Here is a 17425-nt window from a genome sequence, read left to right as displayed (position 1 = left end):
AAGGGACTCAATCAACGAGGAAATACCATGAAGACAAAAACGGCCCGCCTTTTCGCACTCACCACAATGACCGCAGCAGCCATGATGCCGGTCGCCGCCCAGGTGTCTGCGCAGGAGGCTACTCCTCGCGAAGCCACCATTAGTGTTTCCGGTGAGGGCCAGTCGGCCATTGCCCCCGACATGGCGATCCTGTCCTTCAGCGTCGTCAAGCAGGCGGAGACCGCAGCTGCGGCGCTGACCGAAAACTCCAAGGCGCTTGCCGATGTTCTGAAGGCGCTGAAAGAAGCCGCCATCGAGGAGCGCGACCTGCAGACCAGCAATTTCTCGGTGCAGCCGCTCTACAAACACTATGAACCCAAGGATGGTGTCTATGTCGCGCCCGAGATCACCGGTTATCAGGTGTCCAACGGCCTGACTGTGCGGGTGCGCGACCTGAAGAAGCTCGGCGCGATCCTCGATACCTCCGTCAAGCTCGGCATCAACCAGGGCGGCGACATCACCTTCACCAATGACAAGCCCGAAGCGACGGTGACCGAGGCCCGCAAGCTGGCCGTTGCCGATGCGCTGGCCAAGGCGAAGACGCTGACGGAAGCTGCAGGCGTGAAGCTCGGCCGGGTCATTCAGATCAGCGAAAACTCGCAGCGCCCGATGCCGGTACCGGCGGGCGCGATGCGCGCTTCGATGATGAAGGAAGCCGACAGCGTTCCGATCGCTTCGGGCGAGAACAACTACAGCGTGGTGGTCAACGTCACCTTCGCTCTCGAGCAATAAGATCGATGGCGGGCGGCGCCTCGGCGCCGCTCCTGCCCCATCTTGCGTTCAGCCATTCACATAACCCGAAATAAAATGCCCCTCGCCTGCCTTTCCGGACAAGCGAGGGGCATTTTTGATCCATCTACCGTACGGGGATATCGGCAGATCGATAAGGTCGCCGCTGTTAGCGGCGGATTACATATTAGCGGCGGATGACGGGGCAGCCGCGCTCATTGGCGAAAACGACGCGGTCGCGGCCGTAACGGTTGAAGCCTGCCACAACGACACGACGTGGCGATACATCAACCACGCGGGCACGGCGAAGGCCCATGCGGCTCGCTTTTTCTTCCGCCAGCCAGGACGAGCAGCCACGGCGCGGGCGATCCGGGCGACCCCAGCCGGGACGATGGCCATAGCCATCCTGAACCTGAACTCTGAACTGAACATCCGAGCCGGCGGAAGCCGCCGGCGCAGTGAAGGAAATTCCACCGAGGGCGATGAGGGCAGCCAGGCCGGCTTTTGCGAAGGTGCTGAACATGAACTCACTCCGTTGTTTCTTTGCCGACAGGGGAACATCCCCCGGCGATTGACGAGACCCTAGACTCGCCCGCCTGAATATCAGCAGAACCGAATGTTCAGCAGGCGTTCAGGGAGGTTAACGCGGAACGCCTCGATCCGGATCCGGATATTACGGCGAGATATGCAGCACGATTTCGCGTCGATGCGGCTCATCGCGGTGTTCGAAAAGATAAAGGCCCTGCCAGGTGCCGAGCACGAGCCTGCCATCGCTGATCGGCACGCCGATGGAAACCATGGTGAGCGCCGATTTGATATGAGCGGGCATATCGTCAGGGCCTTCGAGCGTGTGGATGATCCAGCGCATGGAAGGATCGTCCGAAGGCGGCACGAGACGGGAGAAAAACACCGTGAGATCGCGCCGCACATCGGGATCGGCATTTTCCTGAATAAGCAGCGAGCAGGATGTGTGCCGGGCGAAGATCGTCAGCAGGCCTTCTTCCATGCCGGCGTGGCTGACGAATGCCTTGGCCTCGGATGTGAATTCATAAAGACCCTGCCCCCGCGTGGCGACTGTGATTTTTCTCTGCGGCACATTTTTTCCTTAAACGTGGTGGAACAAAATCGGCGCTGCCAACGTTTCAGCATGTCAAATTGTATCCAATGACGTAATGGATACGACAATAGCGTGACGACGGCCTATAAAAGCAGAACGGAAAACCGGCGTCACAGTTGCAAAAAACGGGGAAGGGTTGGCACTATCAGAATGAATTATTCAAGCTTACCCGTTCCTCGACGAACACAATATTCCCCGTACAAGACAGGCACAGGGTGCGAAAGACTGATTCATGGCCCCCAGTGACTATCATGTCGACCTGACCAATTGCGACCGCGAACCCATCCACATCCCAGGCTATATTCAACCGCATGGCTGTCTCATCGCCTGCGACAACGCCATGCGCATGGTGCTGCGGCATTCTGAAAATTGCCGCGAACTGCTGGGCGTCGAAGGCGATATCAATGGCAGGACCGCCGAAGAGGTGCTCGGCAAAAAACTCGTCCACGATCTTCGCAATGCGCTCACCGTCACTGGCAGAACCACGCGTCCCGCCATGCTGCCCGCAATGGAAATGAGAGACGGCCGCAGCTTCGATATTGCCCTGCATCGCTACAAATCCACCACGATCATCGAATTCGAGCCCTCGCGCAGCGAAACGCAGCCGCTGGGCACCGCCCGCAAGATGGTGGACCGCATCCGCGAGGCGGACAGCATCGAAAGCCTGATCTCCAGAACGACACGGCTGATAAAGGCAACGCTCGGTTACGACCGGGTGATGATCTATCGTTTCGAGGAAGACGGCGCCGGCAAGGTCGTGTCGGAAGCGAAGCAGCCGGAACTGGAAAGCTTTCTCGGTCAATATTTCCCCGCCAGCGACATACCCCAGCAGGCCCGCGCGCTCTATCTCAAGAACACACTACGCATCATCTCCGATGCCAGCGGCGCCCGGGTCTCCGTCCTTCCGGCGCTCGACGCATCGGGCGAACCTCTCGATATGTCCTTTGCCCATCTGCGCAGCGTCTCGCCCATCCATTGCGAATATCTTCGCAACATGGGTGTTGCGGCTTCCATGTCCATTTCGGTAATTGTCGACGGTGCGCTCTGGGGCCTGATCGCCTGTCATCACTATTCCCCACGCGTGCTGACCATGCCGGTCCGGATCGCCGCGGAAATGTTCGGAGAATTTTTCTCCATGCACCTGCAGGTTCTAAAGCAGAAGCGCCGGCTCGATACCGTCAACCATGCCCATGCCGCGCTTGACCGCTTCCTTCGGCTTGCCGCCCATCACGCCAACATCGAAGAACTGCTGATCGACAGCTTTCAGGATTTTGCCGATCTGATGCCCTGCGATGGCGTCGGCCTGTGGGTGGGAAACAACTGGCACGGCCAGGGTGCAACGCCGCCGCATGACGCCATTCCAAGGCTGGCGCGCTTCGTTGCCTCGGCTTCAGAAGGCAGGGTCTGGGCGACCCATGCGCTGTCGCAGGCCATACCGGAGGCGGAAATCTATGCCGGCACCGCAGCCGGAATGCTCGCCATTCCACTCTCGCAGGTAAAGAACGACTATCTTCTGTTTTTCCGCAAGGAGATCGTGCAGAACCTGAACTGGGCGGGCAATCCGGAAAAATCCTATGAAACCGGTCCGATGGGGGATCGTCTCACGCCGCGAAAAAGCTTTGCAATCTGGAAAGAGACGGTGCGCTGGCAGGCTCAGCCCTGGTCGGAAGACGACCGGGAAATCGCCGAAGCGGCGAGGATTGCGCTGGTCGAGGTCGCATTCCATCACAGCGAGCTGATGGCGGGCGAAAGGGAGCGCGCGGAAGTGCGCCAGCGCATGCTGAACGAGGAGCTTAATCACCGCGTCAAGAATGTTCTGGCCATCATCAAATCGCTGGTCGGTAATCCCTCGCAGGAGGGCAAGACCCTGCAGGAATATGTGACCGCCCTGAAGGGCCGCATTCAGGCATTGTCCTTTGCCCATGACCAGATCATTCGCGGTGAAGGCGGCGGCGCGCTTCGCGATCTTCTGGATGCCGAGCTTTCGCCGCACCGCTCGCCGGAAACTGTTGTGAAACTGACCGGCCCGCAGGTTACGCTCGATTCGCGCGCTTTCTCCGTCATGGCTCTCGTTCTGCATGAGCTGGCGACGAACGCCGCCAAATACGGTGCGCTTTCGCAAAATGGCGGGCAATTGCACGTGCGCTGGACCATCGACGAGAACCGCGATTGCGAGATTGAGTGGCGCGAAATCCTGCCCACCAAACTGCCCCCGCCATCGCGCGCGGGCTTCGGCACCGCACTCATCAGCCGCAGCATCCCATACGATCTCGGCGGGCGCAGCACGATACGCTATTTGCCCGATGGGCTGGAGGCGGAAATTCTCCTGCCCTCCCGTCACGTTTCTTCGGCCATGGCAATCGCCGACACGCAAACCGAAGATGAAACCGCGCCACAGCCCAGGCGCTATAACCGGGAGGAGCCGTTGAAAGTATTACTCGTCGAAGACCAGATGCTGATCGCCATGGATGTCGAGAACATGCTGGAAGACAACGGCATCAAGGCAATCGAAACGGCAACCTCGTCGGCAATGGCGATTGAAAAGCTGAAGACCTATGTGCCGGATGTCGCCATTCTCGACATCAATCTCGGCTCCGATACATCGATCCCCGTCGCCCGGGAACTCCACCGCCGCGGCATCCCCTTCCTCTTCGCCACCGGTTATGCGGATGGCAGCATGGTGCCGGATGAATTCGGCACCGTGCCGGTGATCAGGAAGCCCTATGATGAGGATGCGCTGATGGCGGGCATGTGGCTGCTGGTGGGGGATGCGGAGCGGGTTTAGGAGACTAATGATTGGGAAAACCCGCCCTCACTGAAATCTCGTAAAGCCCCGCTTTTTCGCGTCTTCCGGGCTGACCTCATTTCCGATTTTAAACCGGAACTCCGTCACCGTGTAATTTTCCAGATCGACTTCGCACTGGAACGAGACGTCATGCCAGCCACTGCCGGTGTTGAACGCGCCGCCGGAAGCATCGATCGAATTACCGGAAATCCTGCCGCCCGTGTCCGAATAGGGGATCATGCCCCTGGCGGCAAATCCCGCGCCCTGAATCTGGGCCAGGGCTTCGGTGCTGCAAAGCTGAACGACACGGCGACGCGGTGGCAGATCGCCAAACATCTGGCGTCTCTGGGCCGGTGACAGCATCGACGAAGACAGGAGGTTTTTGGCCGCCGGAAGTTTCGCGGGTTTCTTTTCCGTCACTTCCGCCGGCTTTTCCTCAGCCGGCTTGGCCTGCGGCACCGGCGGCTGATCGGGCTGCGCTTCTTCCTTCACGGGTGAAACCGCGATCTCCCCCTGTGCGGCGGAAGCCTGAAGATCGCTGTTGGCGGCAGGAGCTGCGGGCTTTTCCTCAGCCGTTTTTTCAGGCTGGCTTGCAGGCTCCGCGGAAGGCTCGGTCTTTTCCGCTTCCTCCGTCTTGCCCGGCTTGTCCTCAGGGTCCGCCTGCGTTTCCTCGGGCCTCATGGCGATGGCCGGCAACGTCGCCTGCGGCGGCGGCAAAGGTTTTGCCTCTTCCGCTGGAGGAGCGGGCGGCGGTGGGGGTTGCGGCTTTTCCTCTTTCGCGTTCTCTTCACCCGGCGGCGGGGCCTCTTCCGCCTTTTTCTCCTCAGGCGGCGGCACCAGATCGACGCTGATGCTTTCCGGCTCCTGCGGCTCGGCTATCCGCTCCGGCAGCTCGAAAAAGAAAAGCGCGACGACGGCAAGATGCAGCAGCACGGAGACGGGCACAGCCCATCCTCCCCTCCGCCATTTGCCTGCCGAAATCTGTTGCATCTCATCGAACCAAATCGAACCCGGGCTTATCCAGCAAAAGCGGAATGCCTGTTTTCACACATAAGGCTTGTCGCAGAGTTCGCCAGTGCGGGAAACAAAAAACCCGGCCAGCGCTGACTGACCGGGTTCAATTTTAAAGGAAGCGGAACGCTTAGCTGTCGAGGAAGCTGCGCAGCTTTCGCGACCGGCTCGGATGCTTCAGCTTGCGCAGCGCCTTCGCCTCGATCTGGCGGATACGTTCGCGCGTGACCGAGAACTGCTGGCCGACTTCTTCCAGCGTATGGTCCGTGTTCATGCCGATGCCGAAGCGCATGCGCAGAACGCGTTCTTCACGCGGCGTCAGCGACGCCAGAACGCGGGTTGTCGTCTCGCGCAGGTTCGCCTGAATGGCGGCGTCGATAGGCAGCAGCGCGTTCTTGTCCTCGATGAAGTCACCGAGATGCGAATCCTCTTCGTCACCCACGGGGGTTTCGAGCGAGATCGGCTCCTTGGCGATCTTCAGAACCTTGCGCACCTTTTCCAGCGGCATGGCGAGCTTTTCGGCCAGCTCTTCCGGGGTCGGCTCGCGCCCGATCTCGTGCAGCATCTGGCGCGAGGTGCGAACGATCTTGTTGATCGTTTCGATCATATGCACCGGAATACGGATCGTGCGGGCCTGGTCGGCAATCGAACGGGTGATCGCCTGCCTGATCCACCAGGTCGCATAGGTCGAGAACTTGTAACCGCGACGGTATTCGAACTTGTCGACCGCCTTCATCAAGCCGATATTGCCTTCCTGAATGAGATCGAGGAACTGCAGACCACGGTTGGTGTATTTCTTCGCAATCGAAATCACCAGACGCAGGTTGGCCTCGACCATCTCCTTCTTGGCGATGCGCGCTTCGCGCTCACCCTTCTGCACCATCGAAACGATGCGGCGGAATTCGGCGATGGAAATGCCGGTTTCCGTGGAGAGGTTCTGGATTTCCTGACGGATTTCCCGGATCGTGTTGCTTTCCTCGCGGGCGAATTCCTTCCAGCCGCGCGCGGCCAGATTGGCAATCGACTTCATCCAGTTCGGATCGAGTTCCGCACCGTGATACTGCTCAAGGAAGCTGTCGCGCTTGACGCCATAGGATTCGGCAAGGCGCAGCAGGCGGCCTTCATTCTGCATCAGGCGCTTGGAAATGTCGTAGAGCTGCTCGACGAGGCTGTCGATACGGTTCTGGTTCAGCGACAGCGACTTGACGGCCGTGATCAGCTGATCTTTCAGTTCCTTGTACCGACGCTCCTGACCGGAAGACAGGGTGCCGGTGCAGGCCAGACGCGCCTCAACCTGCTGATCCTGAAGCTTGCGCAGCTTCTTGTAGGTGTCAGCGATGGTGTCGAGCGTTTCCATGACCTGCGGACGCAGCTCGGCTTCCATCGCGGCGAGCGAAAGATTGGACTCGTCGTCGTCCTCTTCTTCCTCTTCCGGCGGAAGGCCATCGCCGCCCACATCCGTCACATCCTCGTCGCCGGTCGGCGCACGCAGCTTGCGGGTCTTTTCCTTCTCTTCAGCGGCCTTGCGGTCCGCTTCGATCTTTTCCGGGCTCTGGAACTGGGGAGCCGCCTTGGCTTCCGGACCGGAATAGGTGGTTTCGAGATCGATGATCTCACGCAGCAGCGTCGTGCCTTCGTTGAGTTCGTCGCGCCAGATGATCAGCGCCTGGAACGTCAGCGGGCTTTCGCACAGGCCCGAAATCATCGTTTCGCGGCCGGCCTCGATACGCTTGGCGATGGCGATTTCGCCTTCGCGCGACAGAAGCTCCACGGAACCCATTTCGCGCAGATACATGCGCACCGGGTCGTCGGTACGGTCGGTCGGTTCTTTCTTCTTGGCGGTCGCAAGCGCGGTGCCGCCGGAAGGGGCAAGTTCCCCGCCCTCGGAATCGTCGCTATCGGAATCGCTGTCGTCGTCGCTGCTGGCGGCTTCCTCGGCGTCCTCGTCCTCGATCACGTTGATGCCCATATCGGACAGCATCGCCATCGTGTCCTCGATCTGCTCGGAGGTCACCTCTTCAGACGGCAGGACGGAATTCAGCTCGTCCATCGTCACATAGCCGCGCTTCTTGGCGGCCTTGATCATTTTCTTGACCGCGTCATCCGAAAGGTCGAGAAGCGGGCCGTCCGTCGCACCGTCGCGTTCGTTTTCTGCTTCTTCGTTTTCTTTGACTTTGGTTGCCATCTATCTCGTCGCTTTCCCTGACGCTAACACCTGTTCCGCAGCATCGCCGTCCGCCCCTTGAGCATCCGGCGCATGCCGCGAATCACTGTCAGACACCTAACGGAGTGATCTTTAATTGCCGATTAACCACGGCAGCCTCAGGCAGAATGCAAAGACAGTGCACCCGGAAATGCTTGCTCATGCAATTTCTATCCGCCAAGGCTCATTCCACCTTACTTTTCCTGAAATGGTGATTCCCGCTATTTCCCGCCCCGTCAAGCCTTTGAGGGCGAGACAGCCAAGGAAATTCTTAAAAAGAGCCGCATTTTGCGGATTATCACCAGACTATCCCCTATTTAGGACGCCTGCCGCAAAAGGCAACCCCAAACACCTTTCAATTCTGTCGCCCGCCCTCAGCCATGGCCGACGGCCGGCCCCTTCACCCGGCCGGACATGACCCCGAAACCATCGATGATCGCCTCCTGATTTTCCATACGGCCGATTTCCAGCTGCACTTCGGCCAGCGCCCGCACCAGCAATGTACCGCGTTCGTCATCCGTCGCCTCGGCGATTTCCCGCTCCAGTTCCTTTTTCTGCCAGAGCAGGGATTTCGTCCTCTTATGCAGGGAAAGCGCCTGCACATAACCCTCGCGCGCATCCTCCATCGCCGCCTGCTCCGTCGCCGTCCACAGGCGGGCATTGCGCACCTGCTGGTCCATGGCCTTCAAAAGCACCTCGAAACCCTGCTGTGACAGGCGCTCGATCAGCCCCGCCCGCGAAATATCCGCCGCACTTTCCGCCGCATAGGTCAGCACCGTCGACCACAGGCGCTGCAAATCGCGGTTCTCGTAGTCGATGGCGGCGATCTCGTCATATTCCTCGAGCAGCAATTCGGGATGGTTGACGATGGTGATGGCAAGAACGCTTTCCCGGAGCGAAGGCTTTGTCTGATAGCCCCTGACGAGACCCGATTGCGCCAGCCGGTCGGAAATGCTGCTGGCCGGCGCGGCCATCGCCCCGCCCCGCCCCGGCGCATTGCGCTGGAAGCCGCGTCCCGCGGGCTGCGCGCCGTTGCGGCGAAAATTGCCGTTCTGAGCCCCGCCCTGCTGAAAACGCGGCTGGAAAAAGCCGTTCAGCCTGTCGCGCATATCCTGCTGGTAAAAACGGCGCACTGTCTCGTCGCCGATAACGGCCACGATCTGCCGCAACCGGCTTTCAAGCTGCGCGCGTTTTTCCGGTGTATCGAAAGTGACGCCGGAGGTCTCGCGGCTCCAGATCATCGCGGCCAGCGGCTTGGCTTCAGACAGCACCCGGTCGAAAGGCGCGCGTCCCTCCAGCCGCACGAGATCGTCTGGATCCTTGCCATCGGGCAAAAGCGCGAAGCTGACGGAACGATCCGGCTTGATATGCGGCAAGGCAAGGTCGGCCGCACGGTTGGCGGCGCGAATGCCAGCGCCATCGCCATCGAAGCAGAGGATCGGCTGCGGCGACATTTTCCAGAGGAGATCGAGCTGGCTTTCGGTCAGCGCCGTGCCGAGCGGCGCGACGGCATTTTCCACACCCGCCTGATAGAGCGCGATAACATCCATATAACCTTCGACGGCGATGACCGAACCGCCGGCCGCCTGCGAGGCGCGCCGGGCGCGGGCGAAATTGTAGAGAACATTGCCCTTGTGAAAGAGCTCTGTTTCGTTGGAGTTCAGATATTTCGCCACCGCATCCGCGGCCATGGCGCGGCCGCCGAAAGCGATCACCTTTTCCCGCGAAGACAGGATCGGGAACATGATGCGGTCGCGGAAGCGGTCGTAGGAGACCGGCACATTCTCATGCACCACCAGCCCGCAGGCCTCCATCTGTTCCTTCGTCACGCCCTTGCTCGCCAGATGCTCTTTCAGCGCATTGCGGCTATCGGGCGCATAACCCAGCCGGAAAGTCTCGATGGTGCGCCCGGTCAACCCGCGATCGCGCAGGTAAGCCCGCGCCCGCGCACCGAGTGCCGTCTGCAACTGGTCCTGAAAGAACAGCGTCGCCATTTCCATGACGTCCTGAAGCGAGGTGCGCTCGCGCTCGCGCTTTTCCGCCTGCGGATCGGGCTGCGGCATGGAAATGCCGGCCATATCGGCAATCTGCTGCACGGCCTCCGGAAAACTCAGGCCCTCAAGCTCGGTCAGAAAGCGGAAGTGATCGCCGGAAACGCCGCAACCGAAGCAATGATACCGCCCCTTGCGGTCCTCGCAGTGGAAGCTCGGGCTTTTCTCACCATGGAACGGGCAGCAGGCCCAATAATCCCCGCGCGACGTATTGGTCTTCTTCTTGTCCCAGGACACACGTCGGCCGATCACATCGGAGATGTGCACGCGGTCGCGTATCTCATCAAGGAAAGAGTTGGAAAAGCGCATGGGTTACCTATTCGAGGCCAGTCTTTCATATAAGCGCGGAAAGAGGCCAGCACAAAACTTAAAGAACAGGAATACCCGATATTCACAGGCCACGACGGCGAAATCACATCGCCATTGCGCCCGCTTCGGGCAAATTTATGGCACCGCAGCATCACCAAAAATTATGTTTTTGTAATTTGAGCCGGCCGCGGCAGCGATGTAAAAACATAAACGAAGGTAGCAATTGACCTCCGTATAATCTGCCGACGCCCGCAGGCACGTCCCCCGAAAAAAGCCTGTGAAGGACCGCATTTTGATCCGCCGGAATGCGTTTTCGTCGACAGAAAAAAGGCAGGGCAGCCCACATCTGCCCTGCCTTTACTTTTTAAGGATGCTCGAACTTACTTCAGCAAATCCTTGACGACGCCGGAAGCCTTGGCGAAGTCGATCTGGCCGGGGTAGCGCTCCTTCAGCGCATTCATGCACTTGCCCATGTCGCGCAGGCCGGACGCGCCGGTCTCCGTGATGACGGCCTGGCAGAGTTCGCGCACCTTCTCGGCCGGGATTTCTTCCGGCATGAATTCCTTGATGATGACGATTTCCTCGCGCTCCTGAGCGGCAAGCTCAGGGCGGCCGGCGCCTTCATAGATATTGGCGGATTCTTCCCGCTGCTTCACCATCTTGGTCAGGATCTGCATGATGTCCTCATCGCTGACGGGGTCCTTTCCCACGCCGCGATTGGCGATATCGCGATCCTTGATGGCGGTCTGGATGAGGCGCACGGTCGAGGTGCGGCGTGCATCACGAGCCTTCAATGCGTCCTTCAAAGCGTTTGCGAACGTGTCGCGCATCATTTTTCTTCTCCTTGGGAAAGCGCTTTCCGCAGCTTCTCGATACGGAAACTTTCCACCTCATTTTGCGAAACGACATAAACGAGCAGACACGCTCAAGCAAATCAAATGCATAAGACCTTGAAAATACGGTGGTTTAATTCCACGTAAATCTTGGCCCTGCGGTTGACCGCTTGGGCTGCTTTCGTTATTTTCCGGCACCTGCACGAGATTTTAACGAAGGGTCGGAACGCGAGCTTTATCGCGCGCCCCTTTATGTCACGAAGCCTGCGACAAAAATGGCCCCTTACCCCCTGCCTTTCAAGAGGCGGGGTGCGAAGCGGCAGAAACGGAACGAGATGACCGAGACAGCGCCCTGGACTACCCGCAAACCGACCGCAATGCTTGTTCTTGCCGATGGCACGGTGATTGAAGGAACGGGCATCGGCGCAACCGGCAAGGTTCAGGCCGAAGTCTGCTTCAACACGGCGCTGACGGGTTACGAGGAGATCCTGACCGATCCTTCCTATCTCGGCCAGATCGTCACCTTCACCTTCCCGCATATCGGCAATGTCGGCACCAATGAGGAAGACATCGAGGACCTGACGCCCGCCGCCCGTCGCGGCGCTGTCGGCGTCATCTTCAAGGCCGATATCACCGATCCCTCGAACTTCCGCGCCGTCAAGCATCTTGATGCCTGGCTGAAGGCCCGCGGCGTCATCGGCCTCTGCGGCATCGACACCCGCGCGCTCACCGCATGGATCCGCGAAAACGGCGCGCCGAACGCGGTGATCGCCCATGACCCGAACGGCGTCTTCGACATCGAAGCGCTGAAGGCGGAAGCCAAGGCATGGAGCGGCCTCGTCGGCCTCGACCTCGCCATCGAAGCCACCTCCGGCCAGTCCTCCACCTGGACGGAAACGCCGTGGGTCTGGAACAAGGGTTATGGCACGCTCGGTGAAGCCGATGCGAAATATCACGTCGTCTGCGTCGATTTCGGCGTCAAGCGCAACATCCTGCGCCTCTTTGCCGGTCTGGATTGCAAGGTCACGGTCGTTCCGGCCCAGACGTCGGCCGAAGACATTCTGGCGCTGAAGCCGGATGGCGTATTCCTGTCCAACGGTCCGGGAGACCCGGCCGCGACGGGCGAATATGCCGTGCCGGTTATCCAGAACCTCATCAAGAGCGAGCTGCCGATCTTCGGCATCTGCCTCGGTCACCAGATGCTCGGTCTCGCCGTCGGCGCAAAGACCGAAAAGATGCACCAGGGCCACCACGGCGCGAACCATCCGGTCAAGGACTTCACGACCGGCAAGGTGGAAATCGTCTCGATGAACCACGGCTTTGCGGTGGATACCAAGTCGCTGCCCGAGGGCGTCGAAGAGACCCATATCTCGCTGTTCGATGGCACCAATTGCGGCCTGCGCATCACCGGCAAGCCGGTCTTCTCTGTCCAGCATCACCCGGAAGCATCGCCAGGCCCGCAGGACAGCCACTATCTCTTCCGCCGCTTCGTCAACCTGCTGCGTGAAAAGAAGGGCGAGGCAGCGCTCGCGGAGCGCTGATACTTTTTCAATCCGGACGTTACATGCGGCCCGCTTCTCAGCGGGCCGTTTTCATTTCACGCTTCACAAGCAGCACGAAGCGGATGGTGAGAAGAACGGCGGCTGTCGAAAGACCGATCACAAAGCCGAACCAGACACCGCGCCCGCCGAAACCGAGCGGAAAAGCCATGGTCCAGGCAAGCGCCAGCCCAATTGGCCAATAGGAAATCAGCGCCAGCATCGCCGGAATGCGCGCATCCTTCAACCCGCGCAGCAGGCCTGCTGTGACCGCCTGAATGCCATCGACAAGCTGGAAGATGCCGGCAATCACCACGAGGCTGCTGGCATAGGCAAGCACTTCCGCAGCTTCCGGTAGTTTGGGATCGAGGAACCACTTCGCCAGAAATTCCGGCACCGCCGCAAACAGGATGCCGCCGCAGATGGCGATGCCGCAGGCGATGGCGTAAATCATGATAGAAGCACGGATGAGATTCCTGAAATCTCCCTGCCCCCGCGCCACGCCCACACGAACCGTCGCCGCCTGGGAAAGACCAAGCGGAATCATGAAGGCGATGGAGGCGAGCTGCAGGGCAATGCCGTGCGCCGCAAGCTGCACCGTGCCGATCTGCCCCATCAGGATCGAGGCGGCAGCAAACAGGGTCACCTCGGCAAGAATGGTGATGCTAATCGGCAGACCAAGACGCAGCACTTCGAAAAGCGCGTGCCAATCAGGCCGCCAGAAGCGCACGAACAGCTCGTATTTCTTCGTTTCCTCACGCGTCTGCACATAGGCGACAATGAAAATGAAGCTGAAGGCATTGACGATGACGGCAACCACGGCAGCACCGTTCATGCCCATGGCGGGCAATCCGAAATGGCCGAACACCAGCGCATAGGCCAGCACACCGTTCATCACCAGCATGATGATGGTGACATAAAGAATGATGCCGGCGCGCCCGATGGCGCTGACGAGCCCGCGCAGCACGTAAAATAGCAGCGCCGGCAAAAGGCCGAACTTGGCGATGGCGAGATAATGGCCGGTCAGCGCCGCCACATTGGGGTTCTGCCCAAGAGAAATGAGAATGCGCTCGGCATTGAAGAAAATCGGCAATGCAAGCAGCCAATAGGCGATTGCCACCCACATGCCCATCCGCAGCGAGCGGCGCGCGGATGTCGCATCACCCTGCCCGTAAGCCTGCGCCACCATCGGAACGACAGCGACGGAAAAGCCGGAGCCGAAAATAAAGACGACGAAAAAGAACTGTCCGGCCAGCACCATGGCCGCCAGCTTTTCGGCGCCAAGTTGGCCGACGATGACCATATCAGTGGTATGGATGCCAAGCTGTGCGAGCTGCGCGCCGATAAGCGGAATTCCCAGCACAAGCGTAGCCTTGAAATGCGAAAACCACGACCCCGATCCAGACGGAACGGTTTCTGCAACAACCGACGAAGACATTGTAATTCACCTGAACTTTGGCCGTTGCCCGCGAATTGCGCAACGGCAGCACGGTGATGAATAAAATATTCCCTTCCTGCACGCAACCTTTGCGGATGAGTGATCAAAATTTACGCAAAACGGCAATCTGGCGCGCCCATCGGCGAACCCTGATAACAAAAGACAAATTTAGCCGAATTTTACCATTTCAATTTACTTATTAGAATATTTCGTAGTTCTTCTAAACCAAAAGCTGCATGACGCAGAATATTCCCGCCTTTAAGGCATGTCTCTCCCCACCATTCCCCTAGATGAGCCGAACGGATTCACCCGGTTTCAAGGACGTGTAGCTTGCCTAAAAAAACCAATCTCATGACGCGCATTCTCGTTGCTGCGTCATCACTTGTCGTCGCCGCCTTTGTCGGCTTCTCTTTTTACATCGACAGCCTTCAGCATCGCGTCACGACGGAAGCGGTGGCGGAAAACATCGATTCATCCGGCAAACAAGCGGCGCAAAGCATCGCCAACTGGCTGAATGGCCGCATCATGCTGACCGAAACGGTGGCAAAGACGCTGGCCAAGCTTCCGGATAACGAAGCAAAGCTGCATTTTCTGGAAAACGACGTGCTGACGGCACAATTCATGTCGACCTATTTCGGCAATGCCGACACCGGCAGCTTCACCACCTTCCCGAAAACGCCGCTGCCTGAGGGTTATGATCCGCGCAAACGCCCGTGGTATCTGGATGCGGTGAAAGCCGGCAAGACGGTTTTGACCGAACCCTACAATGATGCATCGACCGGCGGCCTCATCATCACCGCCGCCATTCCCGTTTCCATCGATGGCAAGCTTGCTGGCGTGACAGGCAGTGACTTCTCGCTGGACTCGCTGGTGAAGATGATCAAGTCGGTGGATGCCGGCGCAGATGGATATGCATTCCTCGTCAGCAAGGATGGCAAGATACTCATCCATCCCGACCCAAAATTTGTCGACAAGCCGATGGCCGACCTCTTCAAGGTCAATACGCCAGCGATTTCCTCCGCGATCTCCCAGACCGAGATCGACGGCAAGGGCAAGATCACCAGCTTCATTCCGGTCGCCGGCCTACCCTCGGTCGACTGGTATCTCGGCTTTGTCGTCGATTCCGATGTTGCCTACAGCGCAATCGGCCAGTTCCGGCTCGCGGCAACCATCGCCACGATCCTCGCAGCGACGATCATGATCGGACTTCTCGCAACCGTCCTTTCCCGCTTTATCGTCCGCCCCGTCACGCAGATGACGTCCGCCATGGAAGGCCTTGCCGCCGGCAATCTCGATGTCGCCATTCCCGGTCAGGAGCGCACCGACCAGATCGGCTCTATGGCCGCAGCCGTTGCCGTGTTCCGTTCGAACGCCATGGAGCGCCTGCGCCTTGAAGGCGACGCCGAACAGAACCGTACGCTCTCCGAACAGGAGCGCAACGAGCGTGAAAGAACGGCAGCAAAAGACGCGGCTGATATCCAGTTCGCAGTCGATTCACTTGCCCGGGGCCTGGCGCATCTTTCGGACGGCGATCTCAATTATCGCATCGACACGCCTTTCGTGGCCCGTATCGACCGCCTGCGCAACGATTTCAACAATTCGGTCGCCAAGCTGAACGCAGCCCTCAGCACCGTCGGCCAGAACGCCCTCGCAATCGATGCGGGTGCGGGTGAAATCCGCCAGTCGGCCGATGATCTGGCGCGACGCACCGAACAGCAGGCGGCCTCCGTTGAGGAGACGGCAGCAGCACTCGAGGAAATCACCACGACAGTGAAGGATTCCGCCCGTCGCGCCGAAGAAGTCGGCCGTCTGGTCGACCGCGCCCGCGGCAATGCCGAACAGTCCGGCGTCATCGTGGAAGATGCCGTGCGCGCCATGGAAGGCATCGAAAAATCATCGTCCGAGATCAGCAACATCATCGGCGTGATCGACGAAATCGCCTTCCAGACCAACCTGCTCGCGCTGAATGCCGGTGTTGAAGCCGCCCGCGCCGGTGAGGCCGGCAAGGGTTTTGCCGTTGTCGCCCAGGAAGTCCGTGAACTTGCCCAGCGCTCCGCCAATGCGGCAAAGGAGATCAAGACGCTGATCAACGCCTCCACGTCGCAGGTGCAGTCCGGCGTTGAACTTGTCGGCAATGCCGGCAAGGCGCTGGAAACCATCGTCCGCGAAGTACAGGAGATCAATCGCCACATCGACGCGATCGTCACCGCATCGCGCGAACAGTCGACCGGGCTTCAGGAAATCAACACCGCCATCAATACCATCGATCAGGGCACGCAGCAGAATGCTGCCATGGTCGAGGAACAGACGGCAGCAAGTCATGGCCTCGCCTCGGAAGCGGCGGCGCTCAACGAGCTGCTCGCGCAGTTCCAGCTCGCCACGGCCAGCCGGCGGCAGGCGGAATATGGGCGGGCCGCTTGAGGGGAAAAGACCGTGGCCGGAGCGCTATCGTCACCAGATCGCTGCCAGCCGCTACCTACTCTCGACGTCATCCTCGGGGCTTGTCCCGAGGATCCAACCACGTCGCGTTAAATCCGATCGGTTGCAGATGCTCGGCCCTGTCCCACTGCTGTCCGGTTTAAATTTGGTGGACATGGCGCACGGTGTTGATTCTACTCGTATTCGAGCGTTTGGCGACGATCTCGGACACGAAAGAGGAGCAACACCGTGCGCCATGTCCACCAAATTTAAACCGGACAGCAGTGGGACAAGCCCGAGCATGACGGAGGTGAGGTCTAGCGCCTTTCTCACCCTCATGGCCGGAGCGATCCGGCCATTTTTCTTGTCCGCTCCGGCAATAGCCTGTTCCCGCCACCGTCCCGATCCGCTAGAGCTTGATCGATCACGATCATGCGGAGGGACATATGCTGGAACTGATTTGGCGCGGCATTGCCATGGGCATTGGCGGCACCCTGTTTATGGATATATGGGCAATCGTGCTGCACCGGTTCTTCGGCCAGTCCGCGCCGAACTGGGCGCCGGTCGGCCGCTGGTTCTGGCATGTGTCGAAAGGTACGATATTTCACGACAGCATCGCCACGGCTGAACCCTATGAACATGAACTGGCGCTCGGCTGGATTTCACATTACGCCGTCGGCATTCTTTATGGCATCGTTCTCGCGCTGGTAGTCCCGGCCGCATGGTTTGCCAATCCTTCGTTCATTGAGCCGTGGATCGTCGGCATCGTCACGGTCGGCGCGGGCTGGTTCCTGTTGCAGCCGGGGCTCGGCATTGGCTGGGCGGCGTCGAAAACACCGAACCCCACGAAGGTTCGCGTCCTCAACCTCGTGGCCCATACCATCTTCGCCCTCGGAATGTATGTGGTGGCGCTCTTGATGCGCTAAACGAAAAGGGGGCTGAAAAGCCCCCTCT

At 59.5% G+C, this 17425-nt stretch carries 12 protein-coding genes; 5 read left to right on the top strand and 7 right to left on the bottom strand.

What is annotated here, in order from left to right; all coding sequences use genetic code 11:
* Positions 1 to 27 precede the first annotated feature (27 nt).
* Entirely contained in the window at positions 28 to 771 is a 744-nt protein-coding gene (locus PIB16_RS08380) for an SIMPL domain-containing protein (protein WP_271045394.1), read from the top strand.
* Between the two features lie 184 nt (positions 772 to 955).
* Here the strand turns inward: PIB16_RS08380 and PIB16_RS08375 are convergent, their stop codons facing one another.
* Both PIB16_RS08375 and PIB16_RS08370 read right to left on the bottom strand, forming a co-directional pair.
* Positions 956 to 1291: a hypothetical protein gene (locus tag PIB16_RS08375; RefSeq protein WP_271045393.1), complete on the bottom strand. Its 336-nt coding sequence runs from the start codon at positions 1289 to 1291 to the stop codon at positions 956 to 958.
* Between the two features lie 150 nt (positions 1292 to 1441).
* On the bottom strand, positions 1442 to 1864 hold the full coding sequence (locus tag PIB16_RS08370) for a secondary thiamine-phosphate synthase enzyme YjbQ (protein WP_271045392.1): 423 nt from the start codon (positions 1862 to 1864) through the stop codon (positions 1442 to 1444).
* 253 nt (positions 1865 to 2117) lie between these two features.
* On the opposite strand from PIB16_RS08370, the gene PIB16_RS08365 reads away from it, so the two are divergent.
* A complete protein-coding gene (locus PIB16_RS08365) occupies positions 2118 to 4670 on the top strand; it encodes an HWE histidine kinase domain-containing protein (protein ID WP_271045391.1) in 2553 nt (850 codons plus the stop codon).
* Positions 4671 to 4697: 27 nt separating this feature from the next.
* Here PIB16_RS08365 and PIB16_RS08360 read toward each other — a convergent pair whose 3' ends face one another.
* The 4 genes from PIB16_RS08360 to PIB16_RS08345 form a co-directional block, all read right to left on the bottom strand.
* A complete protein-coding gene (locus PIB16_RS08360) occupies positions 4698 to 5615 on the bottom strand; it encodes a DUF930 domain-containing protein (protein WP_174036259.1) in 918 nt (305 codons plus the stop codon).
* Positions 5616 to 5811: 196 nt separating this feature from the next.
* On the bottom strand, positions 5812 to 7866 hold the full coding sequence (rpoD, locus tag PIB16_RS08355) for an RNA polymerase sigma factor RpoD (RefSeq protein ID WP_065655752.1): 2055 nt from the start codon (positions 7864 to 7866) through the stop codon (positions 5812 to 5814).
* A gap of 392 nt (positions 7867 to 8258) precedes the next feature.
* Positions 8259 to 10244, bottom strand: a complete 1986-nt coding sequence (gene dnaG / locus PIB16_RS08350) for a DNA primase (protein WP_125145561.1) — start codon at positions 10242 to 10244, stop codon at positions 8259 to 8261.
* Between the two features lie 380 nt (positions 10245 to 10624).
* Positions 10625 to 11077, bottom strand: a complete 453-nt coding sequence (locus tag PIB16_RS08345) for a GatB/YqeY domain-containing protein (RefSeq protein ID WP_003522833.1) — start codon at positions 11075 to 11077, stop codon at positions 10625 to 10627.
* 335 nt (positions 11078 to 11412) lie between these two features.
* On the opposite strand from PIB16_RS08345, the gene carA reads away from it, so the two are divergent.
* A complete protein-coding gene (carA, locus tag PIB16_RS08340; protein WP_080856598.1) occupies positions 11413 to 12618 on the top strand; it encodes a glutamine-hydrolyzing carbamoyl-phosphate synthase small subunit in 1206 nt (401 codons plus the stop codon).
* Between the two features lie 37 nt (positions 12619 to 12655).
* Here carA and PIB16_RS08335 read toward each other — a convergent pair whose 3' ends face one another.
* On the bottom strand, positions 12656 to 14053 hold the full coding sequence (locus PIB16_RS08335) for an MATE family efflux transporter (protein ID WP_271045390.1): 1398 nt from the start codon (positions 14051 to 14053) through the stop codon (positions 12656 to 12658).
* Between the two features lie 330 nt (positions 14054 to 14383).
* On the opposite strand from PIB16_RS08335, the gene mcpU reads away from it, so the two are divergent.
* Together mcpU and PIB16_RS08325 are read left to right on the top strand one after the other, a co-directional pair.
* Positions 14384 to 16474, top strand: coding sequence for a methyl-accepting chemotaxis protein McpU (mcpU, locus tag PIB16_RS08330; protein WP_271045389.1), 2091 nt, complete (start codon positions 14384 to 14386; stop codon positions 16472 to 16474).
* A 443-nt stretch (positions 16475 to 16917) separates the two neighbouring features.
* On the top strand, positions 16918 to 17397 hold the full coding sequence (locus PIB16_RS08325) for a DUF2938 domain-containing protein (protein WP_271045388.1): 480 nt from the start codon (positions 16918 to 16920) through the stop codon (positions 17395 to 17397).
* Positions 17398 to 17425: the final 28 nt, after the last annotated feature.

It is taken from the genome of Agrobacterium sp. ST15.13.015 (assembly GCF_027871645.1).
In the GTDB taxonomy this organism is placed as follows: Bacteria; Pseudomonadota; Alphaproteobacteria; order Rhizobiales; family Rhizobiaceae; genus Agrobacterium; species Agrobacterium leguminum.
The sequence above is the reverse complement of the archived record's forward strand: the minus strand, read 5'-3'. Positions and strand labels throughout refer to the sequence as shown.